Source organism: Kribbella speibonae (assembly GCF_004331375.1).
GTDB lineage: Bacteria > Actinomycetota > Actinomycetes > Propionibacteriales > Kribbellaceae > Kribbella > Kribbella sindirgiensis.
In genome coordinates this window covers 267,519-283,132 of sequence record NZ_SJKC01000004.1, presented here as the reverse complement: position 1 = coordinate 283,132, position 15,614 = coordinate 267,519, and the positions used below count along the sequence as shown (strand labels likewise).

Genomic DNA, 15,614 nt, shown 5'->3' with positions numbered 1-15,614 from the left:
TCCGACGACTGGTCCGCCCATGAGCTGGGTCACCGGCGAGGTCAACCTCACACGCCTGACCTCACTGCGCCCGATAGTTGACCACATGCTCGCCCGGATCCTGGTCGCAGCCGCAACTCTCCTCGGCCTGCCCGCAACGGCAGCAGCCGCGGAGGACCCAGCAGCGGCGGTTCCGGGAGCGGTGGTTGCGGCGCCGGTGGTGGTTGTTGGGATCGCGGGCCTGACCTGGGACAACCTGACCGAGGACGGCGCGCCGACGCTGTGGAGGATGCTCGAGGACGGGGCCGGGGCCGCGGCGATGACGGTCCGCACCGTGCACTCGCCACCCTGCCCGCTGGACGGCTGGCTCTCCCTCTCGGCGGGCCGGGCAGCGACTGATCCCCAACCACACCGCGACCGCGACTGTACGGCGATCCCCTCGGTAACCGACGGCACCGTGGACGGCTGGTCCGGTCTCGTCCAGGCCCAGCACGACTCGGTCTACGACCCGACGCTAGGACTACTCGGTACGACGCTCGCCGACAACAACGTCTGCGCCACCGCCGTAGGCCAAGGCGCCGCGCTGGCCCTCGCCACCCGCCAGGGCCAAGTAGCCAGGTACTACCCCACCGCGCAGACCGCCCGCTGGGACTGTCCGGTGACAATGGTCGACGCCGGCATACTCGACCGTCGCCGCGATCCCGGCCGCGCCCTCCGACAGGCCGACGACACCGTCCGCGAGGTCCTCGAGAAGGCGCCGCCGACCGCAGCCGTGATCGTGCTCGGCGTCTCCCAGCCGCTGCACTCAACCCTGGCGATGAGCGCCGTACTCGTCACCGGCCCCCGAGCCGCCGGCCATTACCTGACCGCCCAGTCGACCCGTTGGCAGGGCATCGTGCGACTCCTCGACATCCCGTCGACGATCGTCGCCGCGGCAGGTGTGCCCGAGCCCAACGACTTCACCGGCGCACCACTGATCGCCTCGGGCACCCGGCCGTCAGCCGCGGACACCGTCTCCAAGCTCGCCGACGTCACACATCGCGACCGCGATCTGCGCCGCAGCTCCGGCTGGTTCGTCAACGGCCTGGCCGCGGCGGTGCTCCTGGCGATCGCCGCACTGGCGGTACTCCGGCACACCGGGCGCAGAACGCGGACAGTCGAGTTCAGCCTGCTTGCACTCGCCGCCCTGCCGCTGTGCTCGTACTTGGTCCGCCTCATCCAGTGGTGGCGATGGCCCGTACCGCTTGCGGCCCTGTGGCTCGGCATGCTCCTCGGCGCAGTCGCGCTGGCCTTCGCGCTCCGGCGACTCCCCCGAGCCGTCACTGTCCTCGCCGGGATCACGGTCGTCGTCCTCGCCCTCGACGCGATCACCGGCACCGTCCTGCACCACGGCAGCCCGCTCGGTCCGTCGCCGTTATCGGGTGGGCGGTACTACGGGTTCGGCAACACCACGTTCGTTGTGTTCGCCGTACATGCTGTGCTCTTCGCGACCGGCGTCGCCCGCTGGCTGCGATCCCGTTCCGGTACCGCGGTCGCCGCCGCTGCCGTCGCGGCGATCGGTCTGGTGACGGTCGTGGTCGACGCCTGGCCGACGTGGGGAGCGGATGTCGGCGGCGGGTTCGCGATCGTCCCGGCATTCGTCCTGCTGACGCTCGATGTCCTCAGACGGCGGATCGGTGTCGTCCGCCTGCTGCTCACCGGCGCCGCGGCGGTCGTCGCGGTGGCCCTGATCAGCGTGCTCGACTGGCTTCGCCCGGCCGCCTCGCGCTCACACGCTGGACGGTTCGTCGAAGACCTGCTGAACGGCGACGGCCTCGGCGTGGTGACCCGCAAGGCCGGCTACGCGTTCGGCTCCCTGTCCGGCGGGCCGCACCTCTGGCTGGCCGGCCTCCTGCTGCTGTATCTGCTCGCCGTAGTGGTCGCCCGCCGCCAGGTGGCACCGGCCTGGTTCGAACGGGCAGTGACCGAACGGCACTACCTCTGGGGCTGCTTCGTCGCCATCGTGACGATCGCGGCCATCGGATCGGCGGCCAACGACTACGGCCTGCGCATCGCCCTACTGACCTTCGCCGTCGCCGGCCCACCGCTGGCACTGACGATCGCCAGAGCAGGATCACGCGTCACCGGCGAGGCCGACCTCACCCACCCTCGTCGATGACGACCGGTGTCACCATCCAGCCTTCCAGCAGCCACCATGGGTCCGGTGCGGCCTCAAGCGCGGCGGCGATCGGCCTCGGCCGGAGATCGGAGGCCGCGAGGTCCGTCACCGGCAACCACACGGCGCGATAGCTCCCGCGCTCCGAGTCGGCCGCACTGCCCATCTCCGAGCCGTCGCCGGTGCCGAACTCGCCGCCGACCACCTCGGCGACGAAGTAGTGCTGCGTGCTGTCGCCGAAGTGCACGACCGCGACGGCCTCCCGGATCTTCACCAGCAGGCCGAGCTCTTCGTGCACCTCGCGGCGCGCGGCCTCCGCCGGGCTCTCCCCCTCCTCCACCTGACCACCCGGCAGCACGTGGTACGTCCGCCCGTCGCGGACCCGCTCGATCGCCGCGATCCCGTCCTCGGTCAGCAGTACGACACCCGCGCGGATCACGAGCGCGTCGCCAGGATCTCGAACCAGGTGCCGATCTTCGAATCGCCGCGCTCGAGTCGCGCGACCGTCCATCCGGTCGCGGTCAGCAGGTCACGCAGCGGTTCCTCCTGCCAGAGAACGAAATGCCGCGGGAGATCCAGGTGCCGTTTCGACCACTCCTCGCCCTTGCCCTCCCGGGTCGCGAACGCGAGCACCGGCGCGGCCCGGCCCGCTTTCCGCAGTACGCCGGCCAGTTGCGCGCGATCGAAGTGCAGGAACACCGCGCTCGCGTAGACCGCGTCGTACGGGCCGCCGTAGTCGTCGGTGATCGCGTTCAAACGGTCGGCGGCGTACCCGTCGGCGCGCATCATGTCGACGAACGCCTGCGTCGCGTCGGTACGGCGTACGACGTATCCGCGGCTCTCCAGCTCGATCGCGTCCTTGCCGGTGCCGCTGCCCAGCTCGAGCACCTTGCCGCCCGGTGCGAGATGTTCGCCGAGCAGGTCGATCAGCAGGTGGTTGGGTTCCTTGGGAATCGAGTCGCGGAACTTGCCGGCGGCCTGTTCGTACGCCGCGAGCGTGAGCTCGTTGTCCGAGGCGATCCGGGTCCAGCCGTCGCCGGTGTGCTCGACGACGGCGGGCAGTGTGAGGCCGAGGTCCAGCCCGAGGACCACCACGGTCTCGCCGCGATGCAGGTCCGCGATCGACTGCAGTTCGGCGTCGGGCTGCTGGGTCAGCTCGGGTACGACGGTCAACGGCACCGCGAGCGCCTCGGCCAGCCGAGCACCCGCGGCCGCCTCGAACGGTCCGGCGTACACCTGCACGATCCGCTCACCGACCACCGCGTCCTGGACGTCACCGGGCAGCAGCAGGATGCGGGCAGGACACATGAGATTCATTGAGCGACGTACTCCAGGGCCTCGGCGGCGTAGTCCGGCCAGACGGCGGACTGCTCGAGCGGGATCTTTACCCATTCCTTCATCGGCCGACCCATCCCCGGATCGAACGGCTCCGCACCGGGGACCGACAGCGCCTTCTCCCGCGGCCCGGGCGGGAGTTTGAAGGTCATCGCGTCGCCGTACATGCCGGCGAGCACCTTCTTACCGGCCTTCAGGCACGGCATCCCGAACATGCTGCCGCGCACCACTCCGGCCGCCTCGAGCCCGGCCGCGACCGCGTCGTACGCGGCGACCGCCTCGTCGCTCACCTTCGGCATCATGCTCACCACCTTCCCACCTCGGTACCTGAGTGCACTACGGTGCTTTCTCGTGCGCTTGGTGATTGCTACGTGTTCTGTTGACTACTCGGGGCGGCTGACGGCTCATCTGCCGATGGCGCCCCGGCTGCTGATGGTGAAGGCGGACGGGTCCGTGCTGATCCACGCCGACGGCGGGTCGTACAAACCGCTGAACTGGATGTCGCCGCCGTGCAAGCTGACCGAGGACGAGGGGGTCTGGAGCGTCACCAACAAGGCGGGTGAGGAGCTGCGGATCACCATCGAGGAGGTGCACAGCGACACGGCGTACGAGCTCGGGACGGACCCCGGGCTGATCAAGGACGGCGTCGAGGCGCACCTGCAGGAGCTGCTCGCCGAGCACGTCCACACGTTCGGCGAGGGCTGGACGCTGGTACGCCGCGAGTACCCGACGGCGATCGGCCCGGTCGACCTGCTGCTCCGCGACGCCGACGGCAAACACGTCGCGGTCGAGATCAAGCGCCGCGGCGAGATCGACGGCGTCGAACAGCTCACCCGGTACGTCGAACTCCTGAACCGCGACCCGCTGCTGGCCCCGGTCCGCGGTATCTTCGCCGCCCAGCTGATCAAGCCGCAGGCCCAGTTCCTCGCCACCGACCGCGGCCTCGACTGCCTCACCGTCGACTACGACGCCCTCCGCGGCATGGAGTCCGACGTCCTGCGCCTCTTCTGAACAGGAGCTACCCGATGACGTCGACCCCTCCGGAACCGCCGGGCGCCTCCGATTGGCTGGTCTGGCTGATCGTCCCGGTCGGCGCGCTGGTGGCGGTGCTGGTCATAGTCCTCGTCGTCCTGCTCACCCGCAAGCGCAACACGCACCCAAACTCCTGACAAATCAGCATATTTGCCCGATTTCGGGCAGATGCTTGGTGTTGGCCCTGGAAAGACTGCATGGTTGACGGGTGATCAGTGAGGCGGCGGCCGTGGAGCCGGTCGACGAGCTGGCCGATCAGGTCAGCCGCACGACCGGACTGTCGGCGGATGTCGCGCGGCGCGTGGTCGCCGACGTACTGGCCTATTTCACCGAGACGACCGAGGAGTACGTCCGGCGCCGGCACCGTGAGCTGCAGACCTACGGGGCCCGCAACGACGAGATCTTCGCCCGCCTCGGCACCGAGCTCCGGCACTGGCCGGTCCGCTCACCCGAACTCTCCGCCCGGCAGCTGCGACGGATCGTCTACGGCTGACCGGGTCCCAACAGACCTACGAAGGGCACCACTACATGTGCGGAATCGTCGGGTACGTCGGCACCAAGCCGGCCGCGCCCATCCTGGTGGACGGACTGGCCCGGCTCGAGTACCGGGGCTACGACTCGGCGGGCGTCGCCGTCCTCGGGTCCAGCGAGCTGAAGGTGCACAAGGACGCCGGCCGGGTCCGTGAGCTGGAGGCGTCGCTGCCGAAGCGCTTCGGCGGCAAGCTCGGCATCGGCCACACCCGGTGGGCCACCCACGGCGGCCCGAGCAAGGACAACGCGCACCCGCACGCCAGCGGCAACGAGCGGATCGCGGTCGTGCACAACGGCATCTTCGACAACGCCGGGGCGATCCGCTCGCAGCTCGAGGACGCCGGCGTGAAGCTGCGCTCCGAGACCGACACCGAGGTGCTCGCGCACCTGATCGAGCAGGCCGACGGCGGCACCCTCGAGGAGAAGGTGATGGCCGCCCTGCGCCGGATCGAGGGCACCTACGGCATCGCGGTGATCGACCTCGACTTCCCGGACCGGATCGTGGTCGCCCGCAACGGCAGCCCGCTGATCCTCGGCATCGGCGACGGCGAGATGCACATCGCCTCCGACGCGGCCGCGCTGATCCGCTACACCCGCCAGGTCGTGTACTTGGACGACGGCGAGCTCGCCACCGTCCGCGCCGACGGCTACCGCACCTTCACCCAGGACGCCTCCCCGACCACCAAGACCGCGAAGACGGTCGAGTGGGAGGCCGAGGAGTTCGAGCGCGGTCTGCACGAGCACTTCATGATGAAGGAGATCCACGAGCAGCCGGACGCGGTCGGCCGGGTGATCCGGGGCCGTCTCGACGAGCGGTTCCACACCGTGCACCTCGGCGGCCTGAACATGGACGCCCGCGAGGCGCGGGAGATCAAGCGGGTCAAGATCCTCGGCTGCGGGTCGGCGTACTACGCGGGTCAGATGGGCGCGCAGTTCATCGAGGAGGTCGCGCGGATCCCCGCCGACGCGGAGCCGGCCTCGGAGTTCCGGTACCGCAACCCGGTCGTCGAGCGGGACACGCTGTACGTCGCCGTGTCGCAGTCCGGTGAAACCCTCGACACCCTGGTCGCGGTGCAGGAGCTGAAGCGCAAGGGCGGCCGTGTGATCGGCCTGGTGAACGCGGTCGGTTCGAGCATCGCCCGTGAGGTCGACGGCGGCGTGTACCTGCACGCCGGCCCGGAGGTCTCGGTGGCGTCGACGAAGGCGCTGACCAACATGGCGGTCGGGTTCGCGATGCTCGGCATCCACCTCGGCCGGATCCGGGACGTCTCCCCCGCCGACGGCCGCCGGCTGATCGACGGCCTGAAGAAGCTCCCGGAGCACATCGCCGCGATCGTCGCGCAGGAAGAGGAACTGGCCAAGATCGCCGGTCGCCTCGCGCAGCACGAATCGCTGTTCTTCGTCGGCCGGACCCGTGGGTACCCGGTCGCGCGTGAGGGTGCGCAGAAGCTGAAGGAGATCTCGTACCGGCACGCCGAGGCGTACCAGACCTCCGAGCTGAAGCACGGTCCGCTCGCCCTGATCTCTCCGGACGTGCCGAGTGTCGCGATCGTCCCCGACGACGAGCTGCTGGACCGCAACATCGGCGCGCTGCACGAGATCGGCGCCCGCTCCGGCCCGCTGTACGTCGTCACGCACCCGGGCGTCGAGGTCCCGGACGGGGTCGCGGCGAAGATCGTCGTACCGAAGAACGAGCCCGAGCTGGACCCGATCCTGCTGACGATCCCGCTGCAGATCATCGCGTACTACGCCGCGGTCGCCCTCGGCCACGACGTGGACAAGCCGCGCAACCTGGCGAAGTCGGTCACCGTCGAGTAGCCGACCGCCACGCCATCACAACAGCGACACCACGGCCCCCGTCACGCTCAGCGTGGCGGGGGCCGTTCGGTTGTGATGGCCTGGGGATCACAGCTGGTGGCTGGGCTTGACTCCAGGGCGAGTGCTCGTCGCGACAGCGGGCTGCTCGGGGTTGACGCCCGGTGTGGTGGTTGGGCGGGCGGATCCTGGCCTCGGCAGGCCGCCGAGGGCGCGGTCGGCGGCGCTCGCCGCCTCGGCTCGTTTGTCGGCACCGTTGAGCGCACCGACCAACTGTCCGCGGCCGCGCTCGGCACCCGTGCTCCGGTACGGGTGCAGGCCGAACTCGTTGACGAGCCGCTTGCACACCTCGACCCCACGCACCGAGTTGCCGGCCGGGTCCAGGCGGGGCGAGAACACCACGACGGCCAGCTGCTTCGACGGCACCACCATCATGACGTTGCCGGACACCCCGCTCTTGGCCGGCAACCCGACCTGGTTCGAGAACTGTCCCGAGTCGTTGTACATCCCGCTGTGGCCCATCATGGACAGCACCTGGCCGGCGGTCTCCGGAGAGAACACCTGCTGACCGCTCAGCGGTGCGACGCCGCCGTTGGCGAGCGTGGCACCGGCCCTGGCCAGCCGCTCCGCGGTCATGGTGAGTGAGCAGCCCATGGTGTAGAGCTCGGTGGCGTCCTCGGGCGCGCGCCGGTCGGTCGGACTGGCGCCGTACAGCTTCCCGTTCCGCGCCAGCGCGTTCGCGAACATGACGTTCCCGAACCCGGTCTCGCGCTCGGCCAGGAACGTTGCTCCGTGCAACTGCGGACGCTCGCCGGTCATCGCGGCCCAGGTGTCCCGGACGGTGGTGAATCTGTCGGACAGATCCTTGCCCGCGTCGACCAGGGCGAGGGTCCCGATCGCTCCGGCGTTGATCATCGGATTGTGCGGCCGGCCGTCCTTGCCCAGCGACAGCAGCGGATCGTTGAAGGGACCGCCGCTCTGTTCCTGACCGACCCAGCGGTGGACCTCCTCCGGGCCGAGCTGCTCCAGCGCGATCGCGTAGTTGAAGGGCTTCGACGTCGACTGGACGCTGAACTCGTCCGCGGTGTCGCCGATCGAGAACACCTGGCCGTCGGCGGTGCAGATCGCGATGCCGAACTTCTCCGGATCGGCGTCCCGCAAGGTCGGGATGTAGTCCGCGACCGCACCGGACCGCTCGTCCAGCAGGTCGGTGTGGATCCGCCGCACCGCGTCCGCGAACTCCGCGAACTCGTCCGCCGGCATCGCGAGGCCGCCGGTCAGCGTCCGCTGGATCACGTCGTGCCGCGCAACCTCGGCGAACGTGTCGAGGTCGATCTGCACCGGCTGGGCGTACGGCGTGATCGCCGGCCGGCCGGCCGCGTCACGGACACCGTCCAGCGCCGCGCGCACCCGCGGATCGTCCGGCATGATCCCGGCCCGGCCGAGGGTGTTGAGCAACTCCCAGGACCAGATCCGTCCGTCGTCGTCCGTGTCGATCGTCGCAAACGACCGGAGCAGCTTCTCCGAGACGTCCATTGGCTGCTTCCTTCCCCAGATGGCGGCAGGCGGGCGCGCACGACCACACTGTCGGCACTGTCGGCGGGCAGCAGCCTGTACCGGTCGTGTTTCGACGGCGGTCACCTGGTGTTACGACGACGTCAAACGAGCATGTTGTAGTACAAGTTGACCACTTGTATGATCACTGCCCATGGACCGCATCCGCCAGGTGAAGCTCTCGTCCGTCGTCCTCCCGCTCGACCAGCCGATCAGCGACGCCAAGGTGCTGACCGGACGGCAGCGGCCGATGACCGAGGTGGTGTTCCTGTTCGCGGAGATCGCGACCGAGCAGGATCAGCACGGGATCGGGTTCAGCTACTCGAAGCGGGCCGGTGGACCCGCGCAGTACGCGCACGCCAAGGAAATCGCGGCGGGGTTGATCGGCGAGGATCCGTCGGATATCGCGAAGGTGTACGACAAGCTGCTGTGGGCCGGCGCCTCGGTCGGCCGGTCCGGTGTCGCGACCCAGGCGATCGCCGCGATCGACATCGCGCTGTGGGACCTGAAGGCCAAGCGCGCCGGTCTGCCGCTCGCCAAGCTGCTCGGCGCGCACCGCGACTCGGTCCGCGCGTACAACACCTCCGGCGGTTTCCTGCACGCCCCTCTTGAAGAGGTGAAAGAGCGGGCGTCGAAGTCTCTGGCGGACGGGATCGGCGGCATCAAGATCAAGGTCGGGCAGCCCGACAGCCGGATCGACCTGGAGCGGGTCCGGGCGGTACGGGAACACCTCGGCGACGACGTACCGCTGATGGTGGACGCGAACCAGCAGTGGGACCGTCCGACCGCGCTACGGATCGGCCGGGTGCTCGAGCAGTTCGATCTGGTCTGGATCGAGGAACCGCTGGACGCGTACGACGCAATCGGGCACGCGGAGCTGGCGGCTGCTCTCGACACCCCGATCGCGACCGGCGAGATGCTGTCCAGCGTCGGCGAGCACGTCCGGCTGATCGAGGCGCGGGCGGCCGACATCATCCAGCCCGACGCGCCGCGGATCGGCGGCATCACGCCGTTCCTCAAACTCGCGACGCTGGCCGACCACAACGGTCTGCAGCTCGCACCGCACTTCGCGATGGAGATCCATCTGCACCTCGCGGCGGCGTACCCGCGGGAGCCGTGGGTGGAGCACTTCGAGTGGCTGAATCCCTTGTTCAACGAGCGTCTGGAGACGGTCGACGGGCGGATGCTCGTCCCGGACCGTCCGGGTCTCGGCTTCACCACGACCGAGCAGTGCGCGCGCTGGACGGTGGACAGCTGCGAGTTCCCGTGACCGAGCGGAGCGAGGGCACCGAAACAACACAGCGCGCTCGTGCCTCATCGGCGCCCGGAGCGAAGCGAGGACGTCGATGAGCGGTCTGGCCGACCAGATCGTCGAGGATCTGAAGCGGCGGATTCTCAGCGGGCGGATCGCGCCGGGCGAGAAGCTGCCGGGTGAGAACGGGCTGGTCGAGGAGTTCGGGGTCAGCCGGACCGTCGTCCGCGAGGCGGTCTCGCGGCTGCAGGCCGCCGGGCTGGTGGAGACGTTCCAGGGGCGCGGTTCGTTCGTGCTGGAGGTCCCGGACCGTACGCCGGGACTGCGCGCGGTGCGCTCGCACCGTGACGTCCTCGACCTGATGGACTTCCGGATCGGGGTCGAGAGCGAGGCGGCGGGGCTGGCGGCGAGCCGGCGTACCGATCATCAGTTGAAGGGGATCGAGCGGGCGCTGGACGACTTCCGGCGGGTCGGCGACGATCCGGGGCGGTCGGTGGAGGCCGACTTCGCGTTCCACCTCAAGGTTGCCGTTGCCTCGGGCAATCGGTTCTACGGGGACCTGATCTCCGAACTCGGGCCGATGATGATCATGCTGCCGCGGACCCGGCTCGACCCGGCGTACGAGATGTCGGACCCGGATCACCTGATCCGGGTGGTGCACGAGCACGAGAACATCAGCGCGGCGATCGCGCGGTCCGAGCCGGAGGCGGCGCGGGCCGCGATGCGGGTGCATCTGTCGAGCACTCGGCAGCGGTTGCTGACCCACACCGCCGGATAGCGTTGCCGGCATGGCGCAGCTCGTCCACGCCCGCAAGCCGGTCCCGCCGCGGAAGCGGGTCGAATTCGGCGGGACGATCGTGCTGGGCGCGTTCGCCGTCCTCGAGTTCGCCAACGGGATCTGGCAGGTGGCGGTCGTGATGGCGGTCATCGCGGTGCTGCTGATTCCGGTGGCGTTCGTGATCGCGGGGCGGGCGGTACGCCGGCATCCGGACTGGATCGAGGTGCGGCCGGATCGCATCACCGCGTTGCGCGCTTCCGGTACGTCGTGGGAGCTGGTCCGCAACGACGACAGCACGTTGCGCGTCGCAGACCACCGCGGCCAGCCACATCTGTATCTCGACGGCATGACCTCGAGCGGCGTGTTTCCCCTGGCCCGCTTCGACGTCAACGAGTTCCGCCGAGCCGCCACCGCCGAAGGCTGGCAGTGCTCAACGGGGGAGGATGCGCCGGCACCTCCTCAGGTTGTTGCACCGTCGGAGCCGGCGCGGCGGGAGACGCGGGTTGTGCTGCGAGATGGGCGTCAGGGGCCGTTGCCGTGGGCCAACGGGTTCAATCCGAAGCTCGCGGTGGCGTTTGTCGTGGTGCTCGTGATGGGGGTGATGGCCTTGGCGTTCGCCAGTGCGTCACCGACCGCGATCATCATCGCGGTCATGGGACCGAGCCTCGCGCTCGCACTCGCCTTGGTCGTCATCTCGATCCGGCACGCGCTCCGCGTCACCCTGATCGTCACGATCGCGCCGGACCGTGTGTCGGTCACCCACGGAACGCTCGCCTCGCAGGTTGTCCAACGAACCGCGGTGACCTCCACCAAGGTTGGCCGCCGCTACGCCCGCCTCCGCGGCCCGGACGGCAAACCACTCCTGTACGTCCCGCTCAACCCGCAGCGCACCGCCGTACTGAACGCCCTCTCCGCGAACGGCTGGCCGGTCTGACTACCAGCGTCCAGTGTTGGGACTGAACCCCGGATCGACCGTCCGCATGTACGTCGTGTCGTCCCGCTTCCGGATCCCGCACGCCAGGTACTGCTCGTGCAACGCCCCCAACATGTCGCCATCCAGCTCGACCCCGAGCCCAGGCCCACGGGGCACCCGCACACTCCCCGACTCGAAGGCCAGCACACCCGGCTTGATCACGTCCTCCGTCTTCCACGGGTAGTGCGTGTCGCACGCATACGTCAGGTTCGGCGTCGCCGCGGCCAGATGCGTCATCGCGGCCAGGCTGATCCCGAGATGCGAGTTGGAATGCATCGACAACCCCATCCCGAACGTGTCGCAGATCCCCGCCAGCAGCTGCGACCGCCGCAACCCGCCCCAGTAGTGATGATCCGACAACACCACCTGCACCGCGTCCGCAAGCACCGCCGGCTTCAGATGCGCGAACGCGATCACGCACATGTTGGTCGCCAACGGGATCCCTGTGCCCGCTGCCTGCCGCGCAACGGCCGCCATCGCGTCGATCCCGGGCGTCGGGTCCTCCAGATACTCCAGTACGCCGGTGAGCTCCCGAGCGACCTGTACCGAGGTGTCGACGGTCCACGCACAGTTCGGATCGATCCGCAGCTTGTGCTCCGGGAACGCGTCGGCGAGCGCCCGGACCGCCTCGGTCTCCTCCGCCGGCGGGAACACGCCGCCCTTCAACTTGATCGCGGTGAACCCGTACTCGTCGATCATCGTCCGGGCCTGCCGCACGATCCCGTCCGGATCGAGCGCCGCACCCCACACGTCCTCCGCACCGCCTGGATGAGCGGCCCACTTGTAGAACAGATACGCGCTGAACGGCACCTCGTCCCGGACCGCCCCGCCCAGCAGATCCACCACGGGCCGTCCCAACTGCTTCCCCTGGATGTCCAGGAAGGCGACCTCGTACGGCGACAACACCACGTCGGCCGGATCCTGCAGGTTGAGCATCCCGCCCACCTGAGCACCGCCTGACGTCAGTACGTCGCGTACGCGTTGCCGCAACCCGTTGAGGTCGAACGGGTCGAGCCCGGGCAGCACGTCCGCGACCGCCCGCAACCGTTCCAGATGGTCGTCGGCGGCGTACGTCTCCCCCAGCCCGACCAGCCCGTCGTCCGTCCGCACCTGGACGATCGTGCGCAGTGCGTACGGTTCGTGGACGCCGACGACGTTGAGCAGCGGCGGGTCCGCGAAGGCGACCGGGGTGAGTTCGACGCTGGCGATCTTGGTCATACACGTTCCTTCTGGCGCCTGACGAGCGCCCGGATGGCGGGGAGGGCGAGGACGATGATCAGCGCCACGAGGACCGTGCCGGAGATCGGGCGAGTGAAGAAGCCGCCCGGGTTGCCGCCGAAGATCAGCAGCGACTGCCGGACCGCGGTCTCCATCACGCTGCCGAGCACGAACGCGAGCACCAGCGGCCCCGGCTCGAACCCGAACTTCTTCATCAGGTACCCGAGGACGCCGAACACGATCACCAGGAAGATGTCGAACACCTGGTTCGCCACCGTGTAGACGCCGAGCAGCGTGATCAGCACGGTGATCGGCGCGAGGACGGCGGGCCGCACCTTGAGGATCTTCACGAACACCCCGACCAGCGGGATGCTCATGATCAGCAGCAGGATGTTGCCGAGGTACATCGAGTTGATCACGCCCCAGAACAGGTCCGGGTGTTCGGACACCAGTTGCGGACCGGGCGGGATGCCCTGGATCAGCAGCGCGCCGAACATCAGCGCCATCGTCGCGTTCGCGGGGATCCCGAGCGTCAGCAGCGGGATGAACGACGAGGTGGCCGCCGCGTTGTTCGCGGTCTCCGGCGCCGCGACACCCTCGACCGCGCCGCGACCGAACCGCTCGGGCTCCTTCGACCGCCGCTTCTCGACCGCGTACGCGACCAGCGACGACAAGGTCGCGCCGCCACCGGGCAGTACGCCGAGTACGAAGCCGATGACCGAACCGCGGCCGATCGCGCCGCGGGCCTGCCGCAGGTCGGCCCGCGACGGCCAGACGTTCGCGACCGCGGCCGGTGTCTGCAGCTTGTGGTGGCGTTCCTCCAGGTTGTAGAGGATCTCGCCGAGCCCGAACAGCCCCATCGCGATCGGCACGAAGTCGATGCCATCGGCAAGGTTCAGGCTGTCGAACGTGAACCGGCTCGCCCCGGTGAACGTGTCCCGCCCGACCGTTGCCAGCAGCAACCCGACACCGGCCGCGATCACCGACTTCAGCCGGCCGCCGTTCCCCACGGTCGCCACCAGCAGGACGCCGAACAACGACAACGCGGCGTACTCCGGCGGACCGAAGTCGAGTGCCACGCCCGCGACCACCGGTGCGAGCAGGGTCAGGCCGATGATCGACACCGTGCCGCCGATGAACGATCCGATCGCGGCGATCCCGAGCGCCGTACCGGCTCGTCCTTGTTTGGCCAGCGCGAACCCGTCGAACACCGTCACCACGGACGAGGCCTCGCCCGGTAGCCGCAGCAGGACCGACGTGATCGTTCCGCCGTACTGCGCGCCGTAGAAGATGCCGGCGAGCATGATGATCGCGGACACCGGCTCCACGCCGTACGTGATCGGCAACAGGATCGCGATCGTCGCGGCCGGGCCGAGCCCGGGCAGGACGCCGATCAGCATGCCGATGACGACGCCGACCAGGCAGTAGAGCAGGTTCGCGGGCTCCAGGACGACGCCGAAACCATCGATGAAGCCGCCCATCAGATCAACCTGGGCAGCGGAATCTGCAGCAGCAGGACGAACAGGACGTAGAACGCGGCGACCGTACCCACGCTGATCGCGACCGACGACACCCAGGACTCCTTGCCGAGGAACCGCAGCCAGACGAACGTCAGCAGCAGCGACGGGATCTCGAACCCGATCAACGGCAGCACGGCCGCGAAGACCACCAGCGTCAGTACGGCGACCGCGGTCTGCACACTCGCCCGCGAGAACTTCTCGGTGTCCGTCCCGTGCCGCCCGACCAGTGCGAGCGCGATCGACAGCACGGTGACGACAACGCAGACCACGAACGGCCACAGCCCCGGCCCGGGCTGGGTCAACCGGCCCAGCCCGAGCGTGACCGACCCGATCACACCGGCGATCCCGACGGCACCAGCGACGACCGCGGCGCCCAGCTGCGACCACGGCCCCGCATGCGGAGGCCGGTCCTCAGCCAGCTCCGCCTGCAGCGCCTCGGCGTCGAAACTCACTTCTTCGCCGCCAGCGAGATGCCGTACTGGTCGAGCTGCGCCTTGTACTTGGCGGTGGCCTCGTCGAGGATCTTCTTGATCTCGTCGGGCCCGACCTCGCGCGGCGTCAGGAAGTTCGCCTCGTTGAACTTCTTGTACGTGTCGGTGGCGAAGGTCTTCTTCGCGGCCTCGGCGAGCTTCGCCTTGACGTCGTCGGGCGTGCCTTTCGGCGCGGTCAGGAACCGGTACTGCGACACCACCACGTCGTAGCCCTGTTCCTTGGCGGTCGGCACCTCCGGCAGGAAGGCGATCCGCTCGGCGGAGAACACCGCGAGCGGGACGAGCTTGCCGGACTTGACGTTCTCGATCCCCTCGCCGATCTGGAAGGTGGCGACGTCGACCTGCTGACCGAGCAGCGCGGTCATCGCCGGAGCGCCGCCGTCGAACGGAACGTCCGTCGCCGCGATGCCCGCGGTCTTGAAGGTCAACGCGGAGGCGAGCTGCGCGCCGGTACCGACGCCGGTCGTTCCGTACTTGATGTTCTTGCCGGCCTTCTTCAGGTCGGCGATCGTCTTGTACCCGGACGCGGCCGGCGCAGCCAGCATGTAGTCGTCCTGCGAGACCCCGGTGATCAGGTCGAAGTCGTCGAGTTTCACCACCTCGTTCGCCGACACGGCGAGCGGGGTGATGGTGAACAGCGACGCGTTCTGGACCGCGATCTTGTAGCCGTCCGGCTTCGCCGACTGCAGTTCCTTGGCGTTCAGCGCACCGTTCGCACCGGGTTTGTTGACCACCGGCACCGAGACGCCGAGCTCCTTGCCGACGCCCTCCGCGATCGCCCGCGTGATCAGGTCGGTACTGCCGCCGGGCGACGCACCGACGCTCATCTGGATGTTGCCGGTCGGATAGTCACCCTCGCCGCCGGTGGAGGTCGTCTTGACCCCACCGCAGCCTGCCAACAGGACGGAAGCGCTGACCGCCGTCACCAGGACGCGACGGTTGAGCTTGAACAGCATCGGAATCCTCCTCCGGGCTCGATTG

16 protein-coding genes are annotated in these 15,614 nt (G+C 69.1%); 8 read left to right on the top strand and 8 right to left on the bottom strand.

Annotation, left to right across the window (positions count from 1 at the left end):
* Nucleotides 1-19: 19 nt before the first annotated feature.
* Entirely contained in the window at nucleotides 20-2,137 is a 2,118-nt protein-coding gene (locus E0H92_RS29355) for a hypothetical protein (RefSeq protein WP_131498547.1), read from the top strand.
* On the opposite strand, the gene E0H92_RS29350 is transcribed toward E0H92_RS29355, so the two are convergent.
* The 3 genes from E0H92_RS29350 to E0H92_RS29340 are packed head-to-tail and all read right to left on the bottom strand — an operon-like array spanning nucleotide 2,118 to nucleotide 3,771.
* Nucleotides 2,118-2,573: an NUDIX hydrolase gene (locus E0H92_RS29350; protein WP_202873898.1), complete on the bottom strand. Its 456-nt coding sequence runs from the start codon at nucleotides 2,571-2,573 to the stop codon at nucleotides 2,118-2,120. The genes E0H92_RS29355 and E0H92_RS29350 overlap by 20 nt on opposite strands.
* Nucleotides 2,570-3,442: a class I SAM-dependent methyltransferase gene (locus E0H92_RS29345; RefSeq protein ID WP_238173651.1), complete on the bottom strand. Its 873-nt coding sequence runs from the start codon at nucleotides 3,440-3,442 to the stop codon at nucleotides 2,570-2,572. The genes E0H92_RS29350 and E0H92_RS29345 overlap by 4 nt, the downstream gene beginning before the upstream one ends.
* Before the next feature lie 5 nt (nucleotides 3,443-3,447).
* Nucleotides 3,448-3,771, bottom strand: coding sequence for a hypothetical protein (locus E0H92_RS29340; protein WP_202873897.1), 324 nt, complete (start codon nucleotides 3,769-3,771; stop codon nucleotides 3,448-3,450).
* Between the two features lie 49 nt (nucleotides 3,772-3,820).
* Here E0H92_RS29340 and nucS point away from each other — a divergent pair, with 49 nt between their 5' ends.
* From nucS to glmS, 4 genes are all read left to right on the top strand, one after another.
* Nucleotides 3,821-4,480 carry an endonuclease NucS gene (gene nucS, locus E0H92_RS29335; RefSeq protein ID WP_130387417.1) on the top strand — a complete coding sequence of 220 codons (660 nt, stop codon included), beginning with the start codon at nucleotides 3,821-3,823 and terminating at the stop codon, nucleotides 4,478-4,480.
* A gap of 14 nt (nucleotides 4,481-4,494) precedes the next feature.
* A complete protein-coding gene (locus E0H92_RS44345) occupies nucleotides 4,495-4,638 on the top strand; it encodes a hypothetical protein (protein WP_165550094.1) in 144 nt (47 codons plus the stop codon).
* A gap of 71 nt (nucleotides 4,639-4,709) precedes the next feature.
* Entirely contained in the window at nucleotides 4,710-4,994 is a 285-nt protein-coding gene (locus E0H92_RS29330; RefSeq protein WP_238151128.1) for a hypothetical protein, read from the top strand.
* Nucleotides 4,995-5,029: 35 nt separating this feature from the next.
* Nucleotides 5,030-6,850 (top strand): glutamine--fructose-6-phosphate transaminase (isomerizing), encoded by a 1,821-nt coding sequence (gene glmS, locus E0H92_RS29325; RefSeq protein ID WP_131463561.1) that lies wholly within the window; start codon nucleotides 5,030-5,032, stop codon nucleotides 6,848-6,850.
* An 87-nt stretch (nucleotides 6,851-6,937) separates the two neighbouring features.
* Here glmS and glsA read toward each other — a convergent pair whose 3' ends face one another.
* Nucleotides 6,938-8,383 (bottom strand): glutaminase A, encoded by a 1,446-nt coding sequence (gene glsA, locus E0H92_RS29320; protein ID WP_131498544.1) that lies wholly within the window; start codon nucleotides 8,381-8,383, stop codon nucleotides 6,938-6,940.
* A 172-nt stretch (nucleotides 8,384-8,555) separates the two neighbouring features.
* Here glsA and E0H92_RS29315 point away from each other — a divergent pair, with 172 nt between their 5' ends.
* The 3 genes from E0H92_RS29315 (at nucleotide 8,556) to E0H92_RS29305 (ending at nucleotide 11,365) form a co-directional block, all read left to right on the top strand.
* Entirely contained in the window at nucleotides 8,556-9,671 is a 1,116-nt protein-coding gene (locus tag E0H92_RS29315) for an L-talarate/galactarate dehydratase (RefSeq protein ID WP_131498543.1), read from the top strand.
* A 76-nt stretch (nucleotides 9,672-9,747) separates the two neighbouring features.
* Entirely contained in the window at nucleotides 9,748-10,431 is a 684-nt protein-coding gene (locus tag E0H92_RS29310) for a FadR/GntR family transcriptional regulator (protein ID WP_131498542.1), read from the top strand.
* A gap of 10 nt (nucleotides 10,432-10,441) precedes the next feature.
* Nucleotides 10,442-11,365, top strand: coding sequence for a hypothetical protein (locus E0H92_RS29305; RefSeq protein ID WP_131498541.1), 924 nt, complete (start codon nucleotides 10,442-10,444; stop codon nucleotides 11,363-11,365).
* Here the strand turns inward: E0H92_RS29305 and E0H92_RS29300 are convergent, their stop codons facing one another.
* The 4 genes from E0H92_RS29300 to E0H92_RS29285 are packed head-to-tail and all read right to left on the bottom strand — an operon-like array spanning nucleotide 11,366 to nucleotide 15,589.
* Nucleotides 11,366-12,622: a glucarate dehydratase family protein gene (locus tag E0H92_RS29300; protein WP_131463551.1), complete on the bottom strand. Its 1,257-nt coding sequence runs from the start codon at nucleotides 12,620-12,622 to the stop codon at nucleotides 11,366-11,368.
* Complete coding sequence (locus E0H92_RS29295; protein WP_131498540.1) at nucleotides 12,619-14,103, bottom strand: tripartite tricarboxylate transporter permease; 1,485 nt, start codon at nucleotides 14,101-14,103, stop codon at nucleotides 12,619-12,621. Before E0H92_RS29295 ends, E0H92_RS29300 begins: the two co-directional genes overlap by 4 nt.
* Nucleotides 14,103-14,594 (bottom strand): tripartite tricarboxylate transporter TctB family protein, encoded by a 492-nt coding sequence (locus E0H92_RS29290; protein ID WP_131463547.1) that lies wholly within the window; start codon nucleotides 14,592-14,594, stop codon nucleotides 14,103-14,105. Before E0H92_RS29290 ends, E0H92_RS29295 begins: the two co-directional genes overlap by 1 nt.
* Nucleotides 14,591-15,589, bottom strand: a complete 999-nt coding sequence (locus E0H92_RS29285; RefSeq protein WP_131498539.1) for a Bug family tripartite tricarboxylate transporter substrate binding protein — start codon at nucleotides 15,587-15,589, stop codon at nucleotides 14,591-14,593. The genes E0H92_RS29290 and E0H92_RS29285 overlap by 4 nt, the downstream gene beginning before the upstream one ends.
* Nucleotides 15,590-15,614: the final 25 nt, after the last annotated feature.

What these genes read in the sequence shown, in the direction of transcription:
- E0H92_RS29285 (WP_131498539.1), bottom strand. Translation starts at nt 15,589, where the DNA reads ATGCTGTTCAAGCTCAACCGTCGCGTCCTGGTGACGGCGGTCAGCGCT.
- E0H92_RS29315 (WP_131498543.1), top strand. Translation starts at nt 8,556, where the DNA reads ATGGACCGCATCCGCCAGGTGAAGCTCTCGTCCGTCGTCCTCCCGCTC.
- E0H92_RS44345 (WP_165550094.1), top strand. Translation starts at nt 4,495, where the DNA reads ATGACGTCGACCCCTCCGGAACCGCCGGGCGCCTCCGATTGGCTGGTC.
- E0H92_RS29300 (WP_131463551.1), bottom strand. Translation starts at nt 12,622, where the DNA reads ATGACCAAGATCGCCAGCGTCGAACTCACCCCGGTCGCCTTCGCGGAC.
- E0H92_RS29295 (WP_131498540.1), bottom strand. Translation starts at nt 14,103, where the DNA reads ATGGGCGGCTTCATCGATGGTTTCGGCGTCGTCCTGGAGCCCGCGAAC.
- E0H92_RS29310 (WP_131498542.1), top strand. Translation starts at nt 9,748, where the DNA reads ATGAGCGGTCTGGCCGACCAGATCGTCGAGGATCTGAAGCGGCGGATT.
- E0H92_RS29340 (WP_202873897.1), bottom strand. Translation starts at nt 3,771, where the DNA reads ATGATGCCGAAGGTGAGCGACGAGGCGGTCGCCGCGTACGACGCGGTC.
- glsA (WP_131498544.1), bottom strand. Translation starts at nt 8,383, where the DNA reads ATGGACGTCTCGGAGAAGCTGCTCCGGTCGTTTGCGACGATCGACACG.
- E0H92_RS29305 (WP_131498541.1), top strand. Translation starts at nt 10,442, where the DNA reads ATGGCGCAGCTCGTCCACGCCCGCAAGCCGGTCCCGCCGCGGAAGCGG.
- E0H92_RS29355 (WP_131498547.1), top strand. Translation starts at nt 20, where the DNA reads ATGAGCTGGGTCACCGGCGAGGTCAACCTCACACGCCTGACCTCACTG.
- glmS (WP_131463561.1), top strand. Translation starts at nt 5,030, where the DNA reads ATGTGCGGAATCGTCGGGTACGTCGGCACCAAGCCGGCCGCGCCCATC.
- E0H92_RS29345 (WP_238173651.1), bottom strand. Translation starts at nt 3,442, where the DNA reads ATGTGTCCTGCCCGCATCCTGCTGCTGCCCGGTGACGTCCAGGACGCG.